This is a genomic window from Pseudomonas sp. AA-38, assembly GCF_029457475.1.
GTDB lineage: Bacteria > Pseudomonadota > Gammaproteobacteria > Pseudomonadales > Pseudomonadaceae > Aquipseudomonas.
The window spans coordinates 3114448-3135479 of sequence record NZ_CP120359.1; the positions used below are offsets into that span (position 1 = coordinate 3114448).

Here is a 21032-nt window from a genome sequence, read left to right on the forward strand (position 1 = left end):
TTAACCCTCCTTCTCGATGCGGGTGAGGTTGTCCCGCAGGATCGGGCCATATTCATACTTGCCGGCGCACACGTAGGTGCACAGCGCCAGGTCTTCTTCGTCGAGTTCCAGGCAACCCAGCTTCTGCGCCATCTCGGTGTCACCGACGATCAGGTAGCGCAGCAGTTGCGTCGGCAGGATGTCCAGCGGCATCACCGCTTCGTAGTTGCCCACCGGCACCATGGCGCGCGGGCTGCCGTTGGTGGTGGTGGTGAAGTCGAACAGCTTGCCGCTGGCCAGCTTGGACACGAAGATGTTCAGCACCGAGTGCTTGTTAACGCCGGCACGCAGGTAATGCATCATCTCGCGCTCGTTGCCCTCGCCCAGGCAGGACACCTGATTGTGGTAACGGCCGAGGAAGGCGAAGGCACCACGGGCGGTACGACCGCCGAATACCGAGCCGGAGATAACGCGGTTGACGCCCGGCTTGAGCTCACCAGCGGTGAGTTCTTCCAGATTGGCGCCCAGACGGGTGCGCAGCAGACGCGGCTGCTCGGCTACCGGGCCGCCCAGGGCGACCACACGCTCGACGAACAACTGGCCAGTGGTGAACAGCTTGCCCACGGCGATCACGTCCTGATAGCCGATCTGCCACACGCTCTTGCTGGCGCTGACCGGATCGAGAAAGTGAATGTGGGTGCCCGGCAGACCGGCCGGGTGCGGGCCGGCGAAGGCTTCGCTGTGTACCTTGGCCAGCTTCTCGCCAGGCAGGCTGGCGCCTTCGGCCTTGCACAGGAAGACCTTGGCCAGGTTGCCAAGCACTTTCAGGCCCTGCTCGAAGGCTTCGGCCTGTTCCTTGATGATCAGTGCAGGATCGGCGGCCAGCGGGTGCGTATCAATGGCGGTGACGAAGATCGAGCTGGGCACGGCATCGATGGCCGGCACCTTGCTGAACGGGCGAGTACGCAGGGCCGTCCACAGGCCGGATAGCTGCAGGTTCTCGCGCACCTGCTCGTCGCTCAGCGACTCGAGCTGGTCGGCCGCGTACTGGGCGAAGGTTTCCTGCTCGTCGCCCTCGACATCGATGACCACCGACTGCAGCACACGCCGCTCACCACGGTGAATGGCGCTGATCACGCCGGCAGCGGGGGCGGTATAGCGCACGCCGGGTGTCTTCTTGTCGGTGAACAGCAGTTGACCGAGCTTGACCCGATCCCCTACTTCCACCTCCATCGTCGGCTTCATCCCGTGATAGTCGAAGCCGATGACGGCGACGCTACGTACGGGCCTGCCGGCCTCGATACGCTGCGTCGGCGCACCCGTTATGGGCAGATCGAGCCCATGCTTTAGTTTGATCATAGGTTTGCCTAACCACTGATTTAGAAAGCTTTTTATAGGACAGGGGCAACAGTCGACGACCCCAATAGGGCCACTCACGCCAACGCGCCGCTGGCATGAACGAAGGTGCCTAACCTGGGTAAAAAATCCCTTCGATTATAAAGATGCCCCCCAGCACTGACCACCCAAGCGCTTGTTTTTTTGGCGCTTCGGTAACAGTCAGCAACAGACTGCTGGCCTGGCGAGCCAGCGGAAAAGAAAAACGGGAGCCGAAGCTCCCGTTCTGTCACCCTGGCCGCTGATCAGCGGGGAAAGGCAGGCGGGTTGACCCCGGCCATGTCTTCCATCACGCGCACCACCTGGCAGCTATAGCCGAACTCGTTGTCGTACCAGACGTACAGGACGACGCGGTTGTCGTTGGCGATGGTGGCCTCGGCATCGACCACACCGGCATGGCGTGAGCCGACGAAGTCGGTGGACACCACTTCCTGCGAGCTGACGAAGTCGATCTGCTTCTGCAGATCCGAGTGCATGGCCATCTGGCGCAGGTACTCGTTGATCTCTTCGCGAGTGGTGGCCTTTTCCAGGTTCAGGTTGAGGATGGCCATGGACACGTTCGGCGTCGGCACGCGAATGGCGTTGCCGGTCAGCTTGCCCTTGAGCACTGGCAGTGCCTTGGCGGCAGCGGTGGCGGCGCCGGTTTCGGTGATCACCATGTTCAGCGCGGCACTACGACCACGGCGACTGCCCTTGTGGAAGTTGTCGATCAGGTTCTGGTCGTTGGTGTAGGAGTGCACGGTCTCGACGTGACCGTTGACGATGCCGTACTGATCGTTAACCGCCTTGAGCACCGGCACGATGGCGTTGGTGGTGCAGGAAGCGGCGGAGATGATCTTGTCCTCGGCAGTGATTTCGCCGTGGTTGATGCCGTGCACGATGTTCTTCAGTGCGCCCTTGCCCGGCGCGGTCAGCACCACGCGGTCGATGCCCGGGCACTTGAGGTGCTGGCCGAGACCTTCGGCATCACGCCATTTGCCGGTGTTGTCCACCAGTAGGGCATTCTTGATGCCGTACTGGGTGTAGTCGATGGACGCCGGGTCGTTGGAGTAGATCACCTGGATCAGGTTGCCGTTGGCGGTGATGGTGTTGTGCTCTTCGTCGATGGTGATGGTGCCATCGAACTTGCCATGCACCGAATCGCGACGCAGCAGACTGGCGCGCTTGACCAGGTCGTTGTCGGCGCCCTTGCGCACCACCACGGCACGCAGGCGCAGGCCGTCGCCGCCGCCGGTCTTCTCGATCAGGATGCGCGCCAGCAGGCGGCCGATACGACCGAAGCCGTAGAGCACCACGTCGGTGCCTTCACGGGCCGAACCGTTCTGCTTGCCAACCACATCGGCCAGCTCGTCCTTGACGAACTGCTCGACGCTACGGCCCGCGCCTTCGGCCTTGAACTTGGCGACCAGCTTGCCCAGATCGACGGAGGCGGCGCCCAGCTTGAGTTCGCTCATGGCCTTGAGCATGGGGAAGGTGTCGTGTACCGACAGCTCGGTCTCGTCGGCCAGGCGATGACGGGCGAAACGGTGAGCCTTGAGGATGTCGATGACCGAACGGTTGATCAGGCCACGGCCATAGATCGAGGTCACCACATTGTTGTTGCGGTAGAGCTGACCAATCAACGGAATCATTGCTTCGGCAAGGGCTTCACGATCGATCCATTCACCGAGACACTGGTCGGGCTTCTGAGTCACGGGCAATACCTTCCACATGTAGGGGCTGAAAAAAGGGGCTACATTATGACGGCGCACGCAAGCATGAGCAATGCGCGCCTGTCGCGACTGACATTGACCACCAAGCCCCGCTACAATTCCCGGTCTTTTCGTCACGACCGTGAGCCGCCCGTGTCCGTACTGCGTCTTCCGTCTCTGCCGGCCAGTGCCGGCAAACAGCAATGGGGCAACCTGCCCGGCGCCGCCCTGTCCCTGGCCATCGCCGAAGCGGCCAGCAATGCCGGGCGTTTCACCCTGGTATTGACCGAAGGCAGCCAGAGCGCCGAACGCCTGCAGGAAGAACTGGCCTTCTTCGCCCCGGATCTGCCGGTGCTGCATTTCCCCGACTGGGAAACCCTGCCCTACGATGTGTTCTCGCCGCACCAGGACATCATTTCCCAGCGTATCGCCACCCTCTACCGCCTGCCGCAACTGAGCCGCGGCATTCTCGTAGTGCCCATCGCCACCGCCCTACACCGCCTGGCGCCGAAGCGCTTCCTGCTGGGCAGCAGCCTGGTGCTGGATGTGGGCCAGAAGCTCGACGTGGAGCAGATGCGCACGCGCCTGGAAGCCGCCGGCTACCGCTGCGTGGATACCGTCTACGAGCATGGCGAGTTCGCCGTGCGCGGCGCGCTGATCGACCTGTTCCCCATGGGCAGCGAGGTGCCCTACCGCATCGACCTGTTCGATGACGAGATCGAGACCCTGCGCACCTTCGACCCGGAAAACCAGCGCTCGGTGGACAAGGTGGAGTCGATCCGCCTGCTGCCGGCGCGCGAGTTTCCCCTGGAGAAGAAAGCCGTCGGCGACTTTCGCGGACGCTTCCGCGAGCGCTTCGACGTGGATTTCCGTCGCTGCCCGATCTACCAGGACTTGTCGTCCGGTATCACCCCGGCCGGCATCGAGTACTACCTGCCGCTGTTTTTCGAGGAAACCGGCACCCTCTTCGACTACCTGCCGGGTGACACCCAGGTGTTCTCCCTGCCCGGCATCGAAAAAGCCGCCGAGCAATTCTGGCTGGATGCACGCAACCGCTATGAAGACCGCCGTGTCGACCCCGAACGCCCGCTGCTGCCGCCGGCCGACATTTTCCTGCCAGTGGAAGACTGCTTCGCCCGCCTGAAGAACTGGCCACGGGTGGTGGTCAACCAGGACGACATCGAACCCGGTGTCGGCAACACCCGTTTCGAGGCAAGCGCCCTGCCTGACCTGGCGATCCAGGCCAAGGCCGGTGAGCCGCTGGCGGCGCTGCGCAGCTTCATCGAGGAATATCAGGGCCGCGTGCTGTTCTGCGCCGAATCGGCCGGGCGCCGCGAGGTGCTGCTGGAATTGCTCGCCCGCCTCAAGCTCAAGCCCAAGGAAGTCGATGGCTGGCAAGCGTTCGCCGAAAGCCAAGAGCGCCTGAACATCTGCATCGCACCACTGGACGAAGGCCTGCTGCTCGAGGAGCTGGCGCTGATCCCGGAAAATCCACTGTTCGGCCAGCGCGTGATGCAGCGTCGCCGTCGCGAAAAAGGCCGCGAAGGCGGCGACAACGTGATCAAGAACCTCACCGAGCTGCGCGAAGGCGCGCCGGTGGTGCATATCGATCACGGCGTCGGCCGTTACCTGGGCCTGGTGACCATGGAGTTCGACGGCCAGGCCGCCGAATTCCTCGCCCTGCAGTACGCCGACGAGGCCAAGCTCTACGTGCCGGTGGCCAGCCTGCACCTGATCGCCCGCTACAGCGGCAGCGACGATGCCCTGGCGCCCTTGCACCGCCTGGGCTCGGAAACCTGGCAGAAGGCCAAGCGCAAGGCCGCCGAACAGGTGCGCGACGTGGCCGCCGAGCTGCTCGACATCTACGCCCGCCGCGCCGCCCGCGAAGGCTTCGCCTTCCAGGATCCGGCCCTGGACTACGCCACCTTCAGCGCCGGCTTCCCCTTCGAGGAAACCCCCGATCAGCAGGCCGCCATCGACGCCGTGCGCAGCGATATGCTGGCCGGCAAGCCGATGGATCGCCTGGTCTGCGGCGATGTCGGCTTCGGCAAGACCGAAGTGGCCATGCGCGCCGCCTTCATCGCCGTACACAGCGGCAAGCAGGTGGCCGTGCTGGTGCCCACCACCCTGCTCGCCCAGCAGCACTACAACAGCTTCCGCGACCGCTTCGCCGACTGGCCGGTGAAGGTGGAAGTGATGAGCCGATTCAAGAGTGCCAAGGAAGTCGAAGGCGCCGTGCAGCAGTTGGCAGAAGGCAAGGTGGACATCGTCATCGGCACCCACAAGCTGCTGCAGGATGACGTCAAGTTCCACAACCTGGGCCTGGTGATCATCGACGAAGAACACCGCTTCGGCGTGCGCCAGAAGGAACAGCTCAAGGCCCTGCGCAGCGAGGTGGACATCCTCACCCTCACCGCCACGCCGATCCCACGCACCCTGAACATGGCCGTGGCCGGCATGCGCGACCTGTCGATCATCGCCACGCCACCGGCGCGACGCCTGTCGGTACGCACCTTCGTCATGGAGGAGAACAAGCCGACCATCAAGGAAGCGCTGCTGCGCGAACTGCTGCGCGGCGGCCAGGTGTACTACCTGCACAACGATGTGAAGACCATCGAGAAATGCGCTGCCGATCTGGCCGAGCTGGTGCCCGAGGCACGCATCGGCATTGGCCACGGGCAGATGCGCGAGCGCGATCTCGAACAGGTGATGAGCGACTTCTACCACAAGCGTTTCAACGTGCTGGTGGCCTCGACCATCATCGAAACCGGCATCGACGTGCCCAGCGCCAACACCATCATCATCGAACGCGCCGACAAGTTCGGCCTGGCCCAGTTGCACCAGTTGCGCGGTCGCGTTGGTCGTAGCCACCACCAGGCCTATGCCTACCTGCTCACGCCGCCGCGCAAGAGCATGACCGAAGATGCGCAGAAGCGCCTGGAGGCCATCGCTGGCGCGCAGGATCTCGGCGCCGGCTTCATTCTCGCCACCCACGACCTGGAAATCCGTGGCGCCGGCGAACTGCTCGGCGACGGCCAGAGCGGACAGATCCAGGCTGTCGGTTTCACCCTGTACATGGAAATGCTCGAGCGCGCGGTCAAGGCCATCCAGAAAGGCGAACAACCCAACCTCGAGCAGCCGCTGGGCGGCGGCCCGGAGATCAACCTGCGCGTACCGGCGCTGATCCCCGAGGACTACCTGCCCGACGTGCATGCGCGCCTGATCCTCTACAAACGCATCGCCTCGGCCACTGACGAGGACGGCCTGAAGGAGCTGCAGGTGGAGATGATCGACCGCTTCGGCCTGCTGCCCGAGCCGACCAAGCACCTGATGCGCCTGACCCTGCTCAAGCTGCAAGCCGACAAGCTGGGCATCACCAAGGTCGACGCCGGCCCGCAGGGTGGTCGCATCGAATTCGCCGCGGAAACCTGCGTCGACCCGCTGACCCTGATCAAGCTGATCCAGGCCCAGCCGAAACGCTACAAGTTTGAAGGCGCCACCGTCTTCAAGATCCAGGTGCCGATGGAGCGCGCGGAAGAGCGCTTCAACACCCTGGAAGCCCTGTTCGAGCGCCTTGCGCCCACCACCTGAAGGACTCACCCATGATGCGCCCACTGCACCTGATCGCCCTGCTGCTCTGCCTGCTCGCCCCGAGCGCCTTCGCCGACCGCCTGTACCAGGTCGAGCTGCTGGTATTCCGCCAGGGCGGCGAACCCGTGATCGCACCGAAGATCGCCCCGGACGACTGGGCTGGCGACGCCCTGCCGATCGGCGGTAGCGAACGCTCCACCGCGCTGAACGGCGAAGCAGCCAAGCTCAACCCCGGCAACGGCTACCAGCTCCTGCTGCACAAGGCCTGGAGCCAGACCCTGGGCAGCAGCCCGAGCCGCGTCTCCGTCAACAGCGGCGATGGCCAGATCGGCCACTATCCGGTCGAAGGCACGCTGAACTTCGTGCAGGAGCGCTTCACCGACCTGGATTTGGATCTGTGGATCAACCACTTCAGCGCGGACGGCCTGGTCGAGGCCAGCGAACACATGAAGGTGAGCCAGCGCCTGAAAGACAACAGCCTGACCTACCTCGACCACGGCAGCCTGGGCGCGCTCATCCGCATCAGCCCGCTCTGAGTACATTTGCAGGTAAATGAAAAGGGCCGCTTCGCGACCCTTTTTCATAGCCCAAGGCTCAGCCGGCCAGCACCCGCGCCAATACCGACCTGACCGTGCCCATGCCCTGCTCCAGCACGCGCTCGATATCGGCCATGGTGATCAGGCCCGTCGCCTTGCCGGCAGCCGGATTGACCACCAGTGCCAGGCAAGCGTAAGGCAGCTCCAGCTCACGGGCCAAGGCCGCTTCGGGCATGCCGGTCATGCCCACCAGATCGCAGCCATCACGCTCCAGACGCAGGACTTCCGCTGCCGTTTCCAGGCGCGGGCCCTGGGTGCAGCCATAGACGCCATGGTCACTGAAGGCCACGCCCTCGCTGCGCAGGGCAGTGATCAGCGCGGCGCGCAGCCCCGTATCATAGGGCTCGCTGAAGTCGATGTGGGTCACCCGCTCCAGCTCACCCTCGAAGAAGGTATGGCCGCGCCCGTAGGTGTAATCGATGATCTGCTGCGGCACGCAGAAGTGGCCAGCCGGCATGGCCTGGGCAATGCCGCCGACCGCATTGACCGCGATGATCGCCTCGGCGCCGGCCTGCTTGAGTGCCCACAGATTGGCCCGATAGTTGATCTGATGCGGCGGGATACGATGTGGGTGGCCGTGACGAGCCAGAAACAGCACGGCGCGCCCACGCAGCTCGCCACGCAGGATCGGCGCCGATGGCGTGCCATGAGGCGTCTCCATGCTCAGCTCGGCCTCGATGCGCAGCCCTTCGAGCTGGGTCAGCCCGCTGCCACCGATGATGGCGTGCAGGGTCATCGCCGTCAGTCCAGCAACTGCGCGGCGCGCAGCGCAGCCATGGCCTGCGACCAGCACGGCGAAGCGCGGTAATCGGTGCAGACGTGGCCACGCCCACGCATCCGCGCCAGACGCTCGGGCGCTCGCACCCGCAAACGCTGCAGAGCACTCAGCGCCACCTCGGCGGCGGCCCGGTCATTGCACACCAGGCCCATGTCGCAACCGGCGCTCAGCGCCGCCTCGATACGCTGACCGGCATCACCGGCCACATGCGCCCCGGCCATGGACAGGTCATCACTGAAGATCACCCCGTCGAAGCCCAGCTCGCCACGCAGGATGTCCTGCAGCCAACGGCGTGAGAAACCGGCGGGCTGATCATCCACCTCGGGGTAGATGACGTGCGCCGGCATCACCGCATCCAGCGCCCCACCGAGCAGGCGGAACGGCTGCATGTCGCAGGCACGGATCTCATCGAGGCTGCGCTCGTCGACCGGAATGGCGACATGGGAATCGGCCTCGGCCCAGCCATGTCCCGGGAAGTGCTTGCCGGTGGCGGCCATGCCGGCCTGGTGCATGCCGCGGATAAAGGCACCGGCCAGCGTGGCGGCACGCTGCGGGTCGCCGTCGAAGGCGCGACTACCGACCACCGCACTGCGCTGATGATCGAGGTCGAGCACCGGGGCGAAACTCAAGTCCAGCCCCACCGCGAGCACTTCGGTGGCCATCAGCCAGCCGCAGTGTTCGGCGAGGGTTTCGGCATTGTCGTTGTCGGCGATGGCGCGCATCGCCGGCAAGCGTACGAAGCCCTGACGCAGACGCTGCACGCGCCCACCCTCCTGATCCACCGCCAGCAACAGATCCGGGCGCACGGCGCGGATGCTCTGGCACAACTCGCGCACCTGGCGCGGTGATTCGATATTGCGAGCGAAGATGATCAGGCCGCCCACCTCGGGCTGACGCAGCATCTGGCGATCCTCGGCGGTCAGCCAGGTGCCGGCGACATCCATCATCAAAGAGCCTTGCATGGGGATATTCCTTATTGAAAGTCTTGATCTGCCGCCCACTGCGGGCATGGCGCCTCGTCGATGCGCACCCGGCAGTGCAACGGCACGCGATCGAATAGCGCCAGCATGTCGGCGTTACGCATACGCACGCAGCCATGGGACAACGGCTCACCCATGGGTTCCGTATCCGGTGTGCCGTGCAGATAGATATAGCGGCGAAAGGTGTCCACCTCGCCCAGGCGATTGCGCCCCGGCTCCAGACCGCTGAGCCAGAGAATGCGAGTCAGGATCCAGTCGCGCCCGGGAAACTGCTGGTGCAACTCGGGTGACCAGACCTCCCCGGTCCAGCGCCGCCCCCGCAGCACGGCCGCCAGCGGCAGCCCGGCGCCGATACGCGCACGCACCTGATGCAAGCCGCGCGGCGTGCAGCCACTGCCATTGCGTTCACCGGGGCCATTGAGCGCTGTGGAAACGGCAAAACGCACGAGCAGACGCCCGCCAGCAAAGCCGCAGAGTGTCTGATCAGCGAGGGAGATATGCAAGAAATCGAGATCCGCCATGCCGGCTAGCTTAGCGGATGCCTTGCGCCACGCACACCGCCGTCATGCCTTGGCCGGCACGCTCACTGGCTTGTTGCGGGGCTTGAGCTGGGCGCTTGCCAGCAGCGGATCGGCAACCCCGCTATCGGCGCGCATCCCGGCGGCCAGGAAAGGCACCATCATGCGCATGACCTGCTCGATGGAGGTGTGGACGCCGAAATCGGTCTCGGCCATGGCCCGCAGCGCCTTGATCCCGGACATGCTGAACGCCGCCGCACCCAGCATGAAGTGCACGCGCCAGAACAGCTCCAGCGGAGGGATGCGCGGTGCGGCATCGTGCACCAGCAACATGTAGCGACGGAACACCTTGCCGTAGACCTCTTCCAGGTACTTGCGCAGGTGCCCCTGGCTCTGACTAAAGGCCAAGCCGAGCAGGCGCATGAAAATGGACAGGTCATTGCCACTGCGCGGCTTCACCGCCAACGCCTGCTCCACCAGCAACTCCAGCAGCTCTTCAAGGGTCGCCGGGGCTTCACTCTTGGCCTGGCGGCGGTCGAGCTCCTTTTCCAAACTGGCACAGAAGGGGCCGAGAAAGCGCGAGAAGACCGCCTGGATCAGCGCCTTCTTCGAGCCGAAGTGGTAGTTCACCGCTGCCAGGTTGACCCCGGCCTTGCTGGTGATCAGGCGCAACGAGGTTTCGGCGAAGCCCTTTTCCGCGAACAGCTGTTCCGCAGCATCGAGAATGCGTTCAACGGTTTCCGACTGAGCCATGAATGATCACCTGACAAACACTTGTTTGAAACATACGTTTCAGCCCATCGAATTGTCAAGCCGCGCGAGCCGGATTTTGTCCGAGCAGTCACAGCATACAACAGGCAAAGACGCCCATAGCGAGCGACAAGTTACAGACCCGCGCAAGCACACTGAAATTGATGATTGCCAAGCCACGCTTACTGTATATAATCCCAGTCACTGTATAAAAAGACAGAGCCCAGCCATGCTGAAACTGACGCCACGCCAAGCTGAAATCCTTGCCTTCATCAAACGCTGCCTGGAAGACAATGGCTACCCCCCTACCCGCGCGGAAATCGCCCAGGAGCTGGGGTTCAAGTCGCCCAACGCGGCAGAAGAGCATCTCAAGGCCCTGGCCCGCAAGGGCGCCATCGAGATGACCCCAGGCGCCTCACGCGGCATCCGCATCCCCGGTTTCGAGCCTGGCGCCGCCAACGAGGACGATGGCCTGCCCGTGATCGGTCGTGTCGCTGCCGGTGCACCGATCCTCGCCCAGCAGCATGTCGAGGAATCCTGCCAGATCAACCCGGCCTTCTTTCAGCCCAGGGCCGACTATCTGCTGCGTGTGCGCGGCATGAGCATGAAGGACATCGGCATCTTCGACGGCGACCTGCTCGCCGTGCACACCACACGCGAAGCCCGCAACGGCCAGATCGTCGTCGCCCGCATCGATGATGAAGTGACGGTCAAGCGCTTCAAGCGCGAAGGCAACAAGGTCTGGCTGATCGCCGAGAACCCGGAATTTTCCCCGATCGAAGTCGACCTCGAGCATCAGGAACTGGTGATCGAAGGTCTGAGCGTCGGCGTGATTCGCCGCTAAGCGCCAAAGGAGACTCCCCATGCAGATGCAGCCGTCGTTCGAGCGCCCGCAACTCCCTCTGTTCGATGCCTTCCTGAGCGGCGCGCCGGCCGACGTGCTGCTGGGCGATGCAGAAGACGACCAGGGCTTCAGCGAGCTGGCGTTGCGCGGTGCCGCCGGGCACTGCCTGCACCTGCTGGCGCCCATCCTGCGCGAATTGAGCCAGGATCAGGACGCCCGCTGGCTGACCCTGGTGGCGCCACCAGCCAGCCTGACCCAAGCCTGGCTGCGCGACGCTGGGCTCAACCGCGAACGCATCCTACTGCTACACCCACGCCAGGGCCAGAGCGCCCTGGAGCTGGCCGAAGAAGCGCTCAAGCTCGGCCGCAGCCATACCGTGATCAGTTGGCTGCACCCAGTCGAGCGCAGCACCCGACTGCGGCTGGCCAAGGCGGCGCGAGCCGGCCAGGCACAGAGCCTGAATATCAGTCTGGGCTGACAAGCTGCAAGCTGCAAGCTGCAAGCTGCAAGCTGCAAGCTGCAAGCTGCAAGCTGCAAGCTGCAAGAGCGTCGGGCCGGACGACGACTTGTCAAATGATTTGGCCTATGGATCGGCGTTGCAGCCCAAAGAAAAGCCCCTCCTGACGGAGGGGCTTTTTGCTCTTGCTTGTCGCTTGCGGCTTGCGGCTTGCAGCTCATCACTGCCTTCAGTGCAGCACGCGCGGCAACTCTTCTTCCTCGGTCATGAAGTCACCTTCAGCCATGCGCCCGGCCATCTGCACGCCGACATTGAGCATGGCCTTGGCCACCTCGATATGTTGCCCTTGCAGGAAAGCCTTGGCATCGGCAGAGAAATCCAAAGTTACCAATGCCTCCTCGTCCTCTGCTCGGCGCAAGGCGATACGCCCATCGGGCAGTTCGACGATTTCCAGAAAGGATGTAGGCATGGCTCGGTCTCTTTGCAAAAAACATGAAATTGTAACAGCCGGCCCGGCTCAACCCCAGCCCACTCGTCCAGATAACGCACTCAGCACTCGCTGAGGCCTTCACGAAAACGCAGCACCAGGCCCTTGAGCTGCTGACGCCAGGCATCGATCTCGTCGAGACTCAGCTCTGCAGGCTCTTCACCGACGCTGACCGCCGTGATCAAGGGCATGGCCGGGTCGACCTTGGCCTTGCGCGCTTCGCGCGGCGGCTGGAACAGCGCAGCATAGGCCGCCAGCAACTGCGCCAACCAGGTTTCGCTCTGCTGAGTCAATTCAACCAGCTCGGCCAGCTCGGGGCTGGGCGTAGCCTCTAGTACCGCCTGCTGAACGAAAGCCTCGACACGCGTGGGTGCAGCATCATGCATGCGGTAGTAACCGGCAATCTCATGGCACAGCCCCAACAAACCACCGTAGAGGTGGAACAACGCGGCCTCGCGCTCAGCCTGCACCAGCGCCTGCAAGTTGAAGGCATTGGAGGCCTCGGCCTTGCGCCAGTTGTCCAGGGCGATACCGGCGAAGAAGATCTTCTGATTGGTGCGGGTGTAGATTTCTTTGGCCATCGCGATGCCCTCCACAGCAGATCGACTCATGATACGCGCACCGGCAAAAGCCGGTGCGCATCTCGTCAGGCATTCGCCATCAATTGGCCCTCCGGCGAGCCGGCAGCACCAGCCGGCAATGAGGCCCGGTCGGCGTTCAGCCAGTGCGGACGCGCGTCAACGCTTGTCCTCGACCTTCCACTTGCCGCCATCGTAGAACGCACGCCAGCCAGTCGGCTTGCCGTCCACTTCGGATTGCACGTACTGCTCCTTGGTCTTGCGGCTGTAACGAATCACTGTCGGACGGCCATCCGGGTCCTTCTGCGGCGCGTCGCAGAGGAAGTGGTACTTGGGATCGATCTCGTGCTTGTGCGGAACGATCTCCAGCACCAACGGTGCACGGGTTTCGCGGTTCTTGGGGAACTGGCTGGCGGCCAGGAACAGCCCCGAGGCGCCATCGCGCAGCACGTAGGTGTCGTCCACCTTCTCACACTTGAGCTCGGGCATGTCCACCTTGTCCATCTTCGGCGGCGCGGCTTCACCATTCTTGAGCAGCTTGCGGGTGTTCTTGCAGCTAGGGTTGGTGCAGCCGAAGAACTTGCCAAAGCGGCCGGTCTTGAGCTGCATTTCGCTGCCGCACTTGTCGCATTCCAGGCTCGGGCCTTCATAGCCCTTGATGCGGTACTGGCCCTGCTCGATCTCGTAGCCGGTGCAGTCCGGGTTGTTACCGCAGATGTGCAGCTTGCGGGTTTCGTCCAGCAGGTAGGCATCCATGGCGGTGGCGCAGATCGGGCAGCGGTGCTTGCCCAGCAGTACGCGGGACTCGGACTCGCCCTCGTCGTCGGCGGCGATCTCGTCACCCGGCACCAGGTTGATGGTGGCCTTGCAGCGCTCCTTCGGCGGCAGCGCATAACCTGAGCAGCCAAGGAACACGCCGGTGGAAGCGGTGCGAATCATCATCGGCCGGCCACACTCGCGGCAGGGAATGTCGGTCAGGGTCGGCTGGTTGGCGCGCATGCCGCCCTCGCCCGCCTCGGCGGCTTCGAGCTTCTTCTTGAAGTCGGCATAGAATTCGTCGAGCAGGTGCTTCCACTCGCGCTCGCCCTGAGCCACGTCGTCGAGATGCTCTTCCATGGTGGCGGTAAAGCCATAGTCCATGAGGTTGGCGAAGCTTTCGTCGAGACGCTCGGTGACGATGTCACCCATCTTCTCGGCATAGAAACGGCGGTTATGCACCGTCACGTAGCCACGATCCTGAATGGTGGAGATGATCGCCGCATAGGTGGATGGACGACCGATACCGCGTTTTTCCAGCTCCTTGACCAGGCTGGCCTCGGAGTAGCGCGCCGGTGGCTTGGTGAAGTGCTGGCTGGGGTCGAGCTTGATCAGCTTGAGGCCCTCACCTTCCTTCATTTCCGGCAGAACGTCGTCCTCGCCCGGCTTGCTCTGCTGCGGCAGCACGCGAGTGTAACCGTCGAACTTGAGGATGCGGCCCTTGGCGCGCAGCTCGAAGTCGCCAGCAGCCACGGTAACGCTGGTGGACAGGTATTCGGCTGGCGGCATCTGGCAGGCCACGAACTGGCGCCAGATCAGGTCATACAAACGCTCGGCATCGCGCTCCATGCCGGAGAGCTGGGTCGGGCGCAGGTTGACGTCGGACGGACGAATCGCTTCGTGCGCCTCCTGGGCGCCCTCCTTGCTCGAATACAGGTTGGGCTTGCCCGGCAGGTACTTGTCGCCGTACTCGCTGCCGATAAAGCCCCTGACCATATCGATTGCATCGGCCGACAGGTTGGTCGAGTCGGTACGCATATAGGTGATATAGCCGGCCTCGTAGAGCCGCTGAGCCATCATCATGGTCTTCTTCACCCCGAAGCCCAGACGATTGCTCGCTGCCTGCTGCAGGGTGGAGGTGATGAAAGGCGCCGTGGGCTTGCTGCTGGTCGGGCGATCTTCACGCTTGGCCACGCTGTAGCTGGACGCCTTGAGCTTGTCCAACGCGGCCATGGCCTGGGCTTCATTGACCGGCTTGAAGGCCGCGCCGTTCTCACGTACCACCTCGAAGCGAACCTTGGCGTTCTTCGCGGTGCCGAGGTCGGCGTGCACTTCCCAGTATTCTTCCGGGACGAAGGCACGGATTTCCTTCTCGCGCGCCACCACCAGCTTTACCGCCACCGATTGCACTCGCCCGGCGGATAGGCCACGGGCGATCTTGGCCCACAGCAGCGGCGAGACCATGTAGCCCACCACGCGATCGAGGAAGCGCCGCGCCTGCTGGGCGTTGACGCGGTTGATGTCCAGCTCGCCGGGTTTGGAGAAGGCTTCCTGGATCGCCTTCTTGGTGATCTCGTTGAACACCACGCGCTTGTAGCGGCTGTCGTCACCACCGATGGACTCGCGCAGGTGCCAGGCGATGGCCTCCCCTTCGCGGTCCAAGTCGGTTGCGAGATAGATGGTGTCGGCATCCTTGGCCAGACGGCGCAGTTCTTCGATCACCTTTTCCTTGCCAGGCAGGATCTCGTACTTGGCCTTCCAGCCGTGTTCGGGGTCGACGCCCATGCGGGCGAACAACTGGCGCTTGGCCTTTTCCTTGGGCGACAGAGCAGGTGCTTCACTGGCGGCCTTGCCGCGCTTGGCCGGCTCCTTGCTGGCGCTTGCCGAGCCGCTGGTAGGCAGGTCACGGATGTGGCCGATGCTCGACTTCACCACGTACTGGCTGCCCAGGTACTTGTTGATGGTCTTGGCCTTGGCCGGGGATTCCACGATGACCAGCGATTTGCCCATGGATCAGAGAATTCCTAAAATTGCGAAATATAGAAGGCTGGGAGCCTTGAGGCCCCGCTATATATAGTGGCGACCAAGCGTAGGTCAAGCGCAGGGACTGCGCACTCAGACTTCCGAACTGCCGATAGGGCTGACTTCAGCCTGAATCAAAGCAAAGCGTGGAACGCGCTTGCCGTCCATCTCCACCTCTTCGCAGAACATGCTGAGCGGCCTGACCCACAGGCCGAACTCGCCGTACAGCGCCTGATAGACCACCACCTCTTCCTCGTTTTCGGAATGGCGCGCCACGCCGAATACGCGGTAGTGCGGGCCTTTGTAGTGGCGATAGAGTCCTGGCTGCAACTGCATGAGCGGTTCCCGATATAAAAAGCCGTAAAAAGCAAAACCGGGGCACTGGGCCCCGGTTTGTGTCCACCAGCGCTTAAACGCGCTCGAAGACGGTGGTGATGCCTTGGCCAAGGCCCACGCACATGGTGGAGACACCCAGAGTGCCACCGTTCTGCTTCATGACGTTGAGCAGGGTACCGGAGATACGGGCCCCGGAACAACCGAAGGGGTGCCCCAGGGCGATCGCGCCGCCGTGCAGGTTGACCTTCTCGTCCATCTTGTCGAGCAGTTTCAGATCCTTCAGCACCGGCAGGGCCTGGGCGGCGAAGGCTTCGTTGAGCTCGACGAAGTCGATATCAGCCATGCTCAGACCGGCGCGCTTGAGCGCCTTCTGGGTGGACGGCACCGGGCCGTAACCCATGATCGCCGGATCCACACCGGCCACGGCCATGGCACGCACCACGGCCATCGGCTGGATACCCAGATCCTGAGCACGCTGGGCGCTCATGACAATCATGCAGGACGCACCGTCGGTGATCTGCGAGGACGTACCCGCCGTCACGGTGCCGCCTTTCGGGTTGAACGCCGGCTTGAGGTTGGCCAGGCTTTCCAGGGTGGTTTCCGGACGGATGGTCTCGTCGTAGTCGAACACCTTGAGGAAGCCGTTTTCGTCGTAGCCTTGCATCGGGATGATTTCATCCTTGAACTTGCCTTCGACGGTGGCCTTGTGCGCCAGGCGGTGCGAACGCTCACCGAAGGCGTCCTGCGCCTCACGGGTGATACCGTGCATCTTGCCCAGCATCTCGGCGGTCAGGCCCATCATGCCGGAGGCCTTGGCGGCGTACAGCGACAGGTGCGGGTTGGGGTCGACGCCGTGCATCATGCCAACGTGGCCCATGTGCTCCACACCACCGACGACGAAGACGTCGCCGTTGCCGGTCTGGATCGCCTGCACGGCAGTGTGCAGGGCGCTCATGGACGAACCGCACAGGCGGCTGACGGTCTGGCCGGCGCTGGTGTGCGGGATCTGGGTCATCAGCGACGCCATGCGCGCGATGTTCCAGCCCTGCTCCAGGGTCTGGTTGACGCAGCCCCAGATCACGTCCTCGACTTCCGCCGGGTCGACCTTGGCGTTGCGCTCCAGCAGTTTGCTGATCAGGTGCGCGGACATGGTCTCGGCGCGGGTGTTGCGGTGCATGCCGCCCTTGGAACGACCCATCGGGGTACGACCGAAGTCGACGATCACTGCATCTCTAGGATTCAGGCTCATATTTCTACTCTCGCTCTGTTCGCTGCGCGATTAACCGAAGAACTTCTGGCCCTTGGCGGCCATTTCGCGAAGTTTGGCGGTCGGGTGGTACAGGGCGCCCAGCTCGGCGTACTTGTCGGCCAGGGCGACGAACTCGGCCACACCGATCGAATCGATGTAGCGCAGCGCACCGCCACGGAAGGGAGGGAAGCCGATACCGTAGATCAGGCCCATGTCGGCCTCGGCTGCGGTCTCGACGATGCCGTCTTCCAGGCAGCGAACGGTTTCCAGACATAGCGGGATCATCATGAAGTTGATGATGTCTTCGTCTGTGACTTCGCGCTCTTCGACCACGATGGACTTGAGCAGCTCGTAGGCGGCCGGGTCGGAGACCTTCTTCGGCTTGCCGCGCTTGTCAGTCTCGTAGGCGTAGAAGCCCTTGCCGTTCTTCTGGCCCAGGCGATTGGCCTCGTACATCACGTCGACGGCGGTCTTGCCTTCCACGGCCATGCGATCCGGGAAGCCTTCGGCCATCACGTCACGGCCGTGGTGGCCGGTGTCGATGCCCACCACATCGGAGAGATAGGCCGGGCCCATGGGCCAGCCGAACTTCTCCATCACCCGGTCGATGCGCACGAAGTCGACACCGAAGCCCAGCAGCTTGGAAAAGCCACCGAAGTACGGGAACAGCACACGGTTGACCAGAAAGCCCGGGCAGTCGTTGACCACGATCGGGTTCTTGCCCATCTTCTTGGCGTAGGCCACGGTGGTGGACACGGCCACGTCGCTGGATTTCTCGCCACGGATGACTTCCACCAGCGGCATCATGTGCACCGGGTTGAAGAAGTGCATGCCGACAAAGTTCTCGGGGCGTTTGAGGGCCTGAGCCAGATAGGTGATGGAGATGGTCGAGGTGTTGGAAGCGATGATCGCGTCCTCACGCACATGGCCCTCCACCTCGGCCAGCACGGCGTGCTTGACCTTGGGGTTCTCGACCACGGCCTCGACCACGATATCGACGTTGCCGAAATCGCCGTAGGACATGGTCGGACGGATGGCGTTGAGCGCCTCGGCCATCTTCGCCGGGGTCATGCGGCCCTTCTCAACGCGCTTGCCGAGCAGCTTGGACGCCTCGTCCAAACCCATCTGGATACCCTCTTCGCGGATATCCTTCATCAGGATCGGGGTGCCCTTGGAGGCCGACTGGTAAGCGATACCGCCGCCCATGATGCCGGCGCCGAGTACGGCGGCCAGCTTCACGTCACGAGCGATCTCGTCGTGTTGCTTGGCTTTCTTCTTCAGCTCCTGATCGTTGAGGAACAGGCCGATCAGGCTCTCGGCGACCGAGGTCTTGGCCAGCTTGACGAAGCCGGCGGCCTCGACTTCCAGGGCCTTGTCACGACCGAAGTTGGCGGCCTTCTGGATGCTCTTGATGGCCTCGACCGGAGCCGGGTAGTTCGGGCCGGCCTGGCCAGCAACGAAGCCCTTGGCGGTCTCGAAACACATCATCTGCTCGATGGCGTTGAGCTTGAGCTTTTCCAGCTTGGGCTGACGCTTGGCCTTGTAGTCCAGCTCACCGGAGATGGCGCGCTTGACCAGATCCAGCGCGGCATCCTTGAGTTTGTCCGGAGCGACCACGGCATCAACGGCGCCAACTTTCAACGCGTCTTCAGCACGGTTTTCCTTGCCGGAAGCGATCCACTCGACAGCGTTGTCGGTACCGATCAGGCGCGGCAGACGCACGGTGCCACCGAAGCCCGGGTAGATGCCCAGCTTGACTTCCGGCAGGCCGATCTTGGCGGTGGCGCTCATCACGCGGTAGTCAGCGGCCAGGCACATCTCCAGGCCGCCGCCGAGGGCGATGCCGTTGATGGCGACCACGGTCGGTACGCCGAGGTCTTCGAAATCGCTAAAGATCTTGTTGGCTTCGAGGTTGCCCGCCACCAGCTCTTCGTCGGGCAGCTTGAAGTTGTCGACGAATTCGGTGATGTCGGCACCGACGATGAACACGTCCTTGCCACTGGTGACAATCACGCCCTTGATCGAACCGTCGGCCTTGATCGCGTCGACGGAGGCGCGCAGCTCGTTCAGGGTAAGGCGGTTGAATTTGTTGACGGACTCACCCTTGAGGTCGAAATTCAATTCGACGATGCCGCTCTCAAGAGCCTTAACCGTGATGGCTTTACCTTCGTAAATCATCAACTGATCTCCACGGTATGGAAGCTGAACAGTACACATCGGAGCCAACCGCCAGGCCAGCTCGCGGCAGGGCCGTTCGAGCATAGCCCCAATCGGTACGACACACCCGCCGACGCGATGTTCGGGCTGTAGCGGCGCGCCTTACCAGGCAAACGCTCAATTCATACGCCCGTTTGATTTGGGTGTGCACACCTTCGGGGAAAAGCCCGAACTTGTCAATTGGCCTCGTTGCAAAGGCTTTTTTCAGTTTAGACACGCCCCAGACTGGTGCATTCACTGCTTCCGCTACCTCCGCCCCTCAAGGTGCCTAGCCAAACGCCCAGGCTTGCGAGTACATTCGCCTCTCGTTCGCCCATGCCAACGTGAACACAACAAATCGAGCCCCTCGATGGGCCAGACGGAGCTTCACGATGTCGAGCCGCGGTAAGCTTGCATTGCCCTTGAGCGCCCTGCTCACCCTCATCCTCAGCACCTTGCTCGCGGCCTCGTCGTTCGCGAGCCCCGCCGATGACCTGCTGCAGCTTCAGCAGTTGCGCCTGGCCGCGCAGAAGAGCCTGAGCGATTTCTACATGTACAACGCCATGGAAGGGGATCAACGTTACGCGCGTATGATCAACGATGCGGCGCAGCGGGCACAGACACGGCTCGAAGGCCTGGCCGCTCAGCCGGGAGAGGTTGCGAAGGCGCTGCAGGGCAAGCTGCAACAGCAATGGCAGGACTACCGCGACAGGTTGCAACAATTGATGGCGACCATGCAGAAACAGGGTTTCACCGACCTGCAACCCATCGCCGCCCTGGCCAAGAGCAACGAACGCCTGATGGAACTCAGCCAGGAGCTGTACCAGACGATCCAGCAGGAAAGCGGCCAGAACGTACCGACGCTCACCCAGCGCAGCCGTGAACAGAGCTTGCTGATGCAGAACATCGCCCTGGACTACGCTTCGCGCAGCGCTTCGATCGGTGGCAGTTTCTTCGGCGGCGGCGAGGAGCGCGCCATCGACGAGCAGGTACGGGAGTTCGCCAGCGGCCTCGACGCCCTGGCCCAGGCACCACAGAACACCCCCGAGATCACCACGGCCATTGGCAATATCGTCACCAAGTTCCGCTATATCGAGAAATCCCTGCTGAACTACAACCAGAACACCGTACCCTTCCTAATCAACAAGTATTCCGACAGCATCATCGACGGCCTGGAAGAGGTCGCGGCCCTGTATGCCGCGCACCAGCTTTGATGCCCTCCCCGTTTCCGGCCTGCCTGGCCTTGCCACCGCCCGGTGCTTGCATCGGGCTTTTCTTTGGGACACGAGCAGGCATCCAGGGCCATACTGGATGCGAAGCGGTTTTTATCCTCAGGAGGACTTCACCATGCCCTACCAACATATCCTGGTCGCCGTCGACCTCACCGAGGAATGCGACCCGGTGGTGAGCCGCGCGCGCAAGCTGGCCCAGGCCAGCGGCGCGAAGATGTCCGTGGTGCATATCGTCGAGCCCATGGCCATGGCCTTTGGCGGTGACGTACCGATGGATCTGTCGATGCTGCAACAACAGCAGTTCGAGCAAGCCCGCGAACGCCTGGACGCATTCAGCGGCAAATACCCGGAAATCACCGATGACCGCCGGCATCTGGCCTATGGTCAGCCGCGCCAGGAGATCCACCGCCTGGCCGAGGAACAAGGCTGCGACCTGATCGTGGTCGGCAGCCATGGACGCCATGGCCTGGCTCTGCTGCTGGGCTCCACCGCCAACGACGTGCTGCACGGTGCCCCCTGCGACGTGCTCGCCGTGCGCCTGAAGAAAACCGACTGATAGCTGCCCGCTCTGCCCGATGCGCCAGCGCCTGGCGCATC

General features: G+C 63.2%; 18 protein-coding genes. 6 read left to right on the top strand and 12 right to left on the bottom strand.

Features of this window, described 5'->3' with window-relative positions:
* Both PVE35_RS14280 and PVE35_RS14285 read right to left on the bottom strand, forming a co-directional pair.
* Nucleotides 1-1338, bottom strand: a complete 1338-nt coding sequence (locus tag PVE35_RS14280; protein WP_277372175.1) for a Na(+)-translocating NADH-quinone reductase subunit A — start codon at nt 1336-1338, stop codon at nt 1-3.
* Between the two features lie 281 nt (nt 1339-1619).
* On the bottom strand, nt 1620-3086 hold the full coding sequence (locus PVE35_RS14285; protein WP_277372176.1) for a glyceraldehyde-3-phosphate dehydrogenase: 1467 nt from the start codon (nt 3084-3086) through the stop codon (nt 1620-1622).
* 132 nt (nt 3087-3218) lie between these two features.
* Here PVE35_RS14285 and mfd point away from each other — a divergent pair, with 132 nt between their 5' ends.
* Together mfd and PVE35_RS14295 are read left to right on the top strand one after the other, a co-directional pair.
* Nucleotides 3219-6656, top strand: a complete 3438-nt coding sequence (gene mfd / locus PVE35_RS14290; RefSeq protein WP_277372177.1) for a transcription-repair coupling factor — start codon at nt 3219-3221, stop codon at nt 6654-6656.
* 11 nt (nt 6657-6667) lie between these two features.
* On the top strand, nt 6668-7192 hold the full coding sequence (locus PVE35_RS14295) for a CsiV family protein (RefSeq protein WP_268183121.1): 525 nt from the start codon (nt 6668-6670) through the stop codon (nt 7190-7192).
* 58 nt (nt 7193-7250) lie between these two features.
* Here the strand turns inward: PVE35_RS14295 and PVE35_RS14300 are convergent, their stop codons facing one another.
* The 4 genes from PVE35_RS14300 to PVE35_RS14315 are packed head-to-tail and all read right to left on the bottom strand — an operon-like array spanning nt 7251 to nt 10281.
* A complete protein-coding gene (locus PVE35_RS14300) occupies nt 7251-7988 on the bottom strand; it encodes an S-methyl-5'-thioinosine phosphorylase (RefSeq protein ID WP_277372178.1) in 738 nt (245 codons plus the stop codon).
* 5 nt (nt 7989-7993) lie between these two features.
* Nucleotides 7994-8992: a beta-N-acetylhexosaminidase gene (nagZ, locus tag PVE35_RS14305; RefSeq protein ID WP_277372179.1), complete on the bottom strand. Its 999-nt coding sequence runs from the start codon at nt 8990-8992 to the stop codon at nt 7994-7996.
* An 11-nt stretch (nt 8993-9003) separates the two neighbouring features.
* Entirely contained in the window at nt 9004-9531 is a 528-nt protein-coding gene (locus PVE35_RS14310) for a L,D-transpeptidase (RefSeq protein ID WP_277372180.1), read from the bottom strand.
* Nucleotides 9532-9573: 42 nt separating this feature from the next.
* Nucleotides 9574-10281: a TetR/AcrR family transcriptional regulator gene (locus PVE35_RS14315; protein WP_268183112.1), complete on the bottom strand. Its 708-nt coding sequence runs from the start codon at nt 10279-10281 to the stop codon at nt 9574-9576.
* A 226-nt stretch (nt 10282-10507) separates the two neighbouring features.
* Here PVE35_RS14315 and lexA point away from each other — a divergent pair, with 226 nt between their 5' ends.
* Together lexA and sulA are read left to right on the top strand one after the other, a co-directional pair.
* The gene (gene lexA / locus PVE35_RS14320) at nt 10508-11122 is read left to right on the top strand and encodes a transcriptional repressor LexA (RefSeq protein WP_277372181.1); all 615 of its coding nucleotides are present in this window, start codon (nt 10508-10510) and stop codon (nt 11120-11122) included.
* Between the two features lie 19 nt (nt 11123-11141).
* A complete protein-coding gene (sulA, locus tag PVE35_RS14325; RefSeq protein WP_277372182.1) occupies nt 11142-11600 on the top strand; it encodes an SOS-induced cell division inhibitor SulA in 459 nt (152 codons plus the stop codon).
* 208 nt (nt 11601-11808) lie between these two features.
* Here sulA and PVE35_RS14330 read toward each other — a convergent pair whose 3' ends face one another.
* The 6 genes from PVE35_RS14330 to fadB form a co-directional block, all read right to left on the bottom strand.
* Nucleotides 11809-12048: a hypothetical protein gene (locus PVE35_RS14330; RefSeq protein WP_277372183.1), complete on the bottom strand. Its 240-nt coding sequence runs from the start codon at nt 12046-12048 to the stop codon at nt 11809-11811.
* An 80-nt stretch (nt 12049-12128) separates the two neighbouring features.
* Nucleotides 12129-12647, bottom strand: coding sequence for a DUF6586 family protein (locus tag PVE35_RS14335; protein ID WP_268184250.1), 519 nt, complete (start codon nt 12645-12647; stop codon nt 12129-12131).
* Nucleotides 12648-12803: 156 nt separating this feature from the next.
* On the bottom strand, nt 12804-15410 hold the full coding sequence (topA, locus tag PVE35_RS14340; protein WP_268183104.1) for a type I DNA topoisomerase: 2607 nt from the start codon (nt 15408-15410) through the stop codon (nt 12804-12806).
* A gap of 105 nt (nt 15411-15515) precedes the next feature.
* Nucleotides 15516-15758, bottom strand: coding sequence for a DUF1653 domain-containing protein (locus tag PVE35_RS14345; protein WP_268183101.1), 243 nt, complete (start codon nt 15756-15758; stop codon nt 15516-15518).
* 73 nt (nt 15759-15831) lie between these two features.
* Nucleotides 15832-17007 carry an acetyl-CoA C-acyltransferase FadA gene (gene fadA / locus PVE35_RS14350; protein WP_268183099.1) on the bottom strand — a complete coding sequence of 392 codons (1176 nt, stop codon included), beginning with the start codon at nt 17005-17007 and terminating at the stop codon, nt 15832-15834.
* A gap of 30 nt (nt 17008-17037) precedes the next feature.
* Nucleotides 17038-19185, bottom strand: coding sequence for a fatty acid oxidation complex subunit alpha FadB (gene fadB / locus PVE35_RS14355; RefSeq protein WP_277372184.1), 2148 nt, complete (start codon nt 19183-19185; stop codon nt 17038-17040).
* 410 nt (nt 19186-19595) lie between these two features.
* On the opposite strand from fadB, the gene PVE35_RS14360 reads away from it, so the two are divergent.
* Together PVE35_RS14360 and PVE35_RS14365 are read left to right on the top strand one after the other, a co-directional pair.
* Nucleotides 19596-20417: a hypothetical protein gene (locus PVE35_RS14360; protein WP_277372185.1), complete on the top strand. Its 822-nt coding sequence runs from the start codon at nt 19596-19598 to the stop codon at nt 20415-20417.
* A gap of 133 nt (nt 20418-20550) precedes the next feature.
* Nucleotides 20551-20991, top strand: a complete 441-nt coding sequence (locus tag PVE35_RS14365) for a universal stress protein (RefSeq protein WP_268183094.1) — start codon at nt 20551-20553, stop codon at nt 20989-20991.
* Nucleotides 20992-21032: the final 41 nt, after the last annotated feature.

Coding starts and splice junctions, on each gene's coding strand:
- PVE35_RS14280 (WP_277372175.1), bottom strand. CDS start 1,338: ATGATCAAACTAAAGCATGGGCTCGATCTGCCCATAACGGGTGCGCCG.
- PVE35_RS14285 (WP_277372176.1), bottom strand. CDS start 3,086: ATGTGGAAGGTATTGCCCGTGACTCAGAAGCCCGACCAGTGTCTCGGT.
- PVE35_RS14295 (WP_268183121.1), top strand. CDS start 6,668: ATGATGCGCCCACTGCACCTGATCGCCCTGCTGCTCTGCCTGCTCGCC.
- PVE35_RS14300 (WP_277372178.1), bottom strand. CDS start 7,988: ATGACCCTGCACGCCATCATCGGTGGCAGCGGGCTGACCCAGCTCGAA.
- nagZ (WP_277372179.1), bottom strand. CDS start 8,992: ATGCAAGGCTCTTTGATGATGGATGTCGCCGGCACCTGGCTGACCGCC.
- PVE35_RS14310 (WP_277372180.1), bottom strand. CDS start 9,531: ATGGCGGATCTCGATTTCTTGCATATCTCCCTCGCTGATCAGACACTC.
- PVE35_RS14315 (WP_268183112.1), bottom strand. CDS start 10,281: ATGGCTCAGTCGGAAACCGTTGAACGCATTCTCGATGCTGCGGAACAG.
- lexA (WP_277372181.1), top strand. CDS start 10,508: ATGCTGAAACTGACGCCACGCCAAGCTGAAATCCTTGCCTTCATCAAA.
- sulA (WP_277372182.1), top strand. CDS start 11,142: ATGCAGATGCAGCCGTCGTTCGAGCGCCCGCAACTCCCTCTGTTCGAT.
- PVE35_RS14330 (WP_277372183.1), bottom strand. CDS start 12,048: ATGCCTACATCCTTTCTGGAAATCGTCGAACTGCCCGATGGGCGTATC.
- PVE35_RS14335 (WP_268184250.1), bottom strand. CDS start 12,647: ATGGCCAAAGAAATCTACACCCGCACCAATCAGAAGATCTTCTTCGCC.
- topA (WP_268183104.1), bottom strand. CDS start 15,410: ATGGGCAAATCGCTGGTCATCGTGGAATCCCCGGCCAAGGCCAAGACC.
- PVE35_RS14345 (WP_268183101.1), bottom strand. CDS start 15,758: ATGCAGTTGCAGCCAGGACTCTATCGCCACTACAAAGGCCCGCACTAC.
- fadA (WP_268183099.1), bottom strand. CDS start 17,007: ATGAGCCTGAATCCTAGAGATGCAGTGATCGTCGACTTCGGTCGTACC.
- fadB (WP_277372184.1), bottom strand. CDS start 19,185: ATGATTTACGAAGGTAAAGCCATCACGGTTAAGGCTCTTGAGAGCGGC.
- PVE35_RS14360 (WP_277372185.1), top strand. CDS start 19,596: ATGTCGAGCCGCGGTAAGCTTGCATTGCCCTTGAGCGCCCTGCTCACC.
- PVE35_RS14365 (WP_268183094.1), top strand. CDS start 20,551: ATGCCCTACCAACATATCCTGGTCGCCGTCGACCTCACCGAGGAATGC.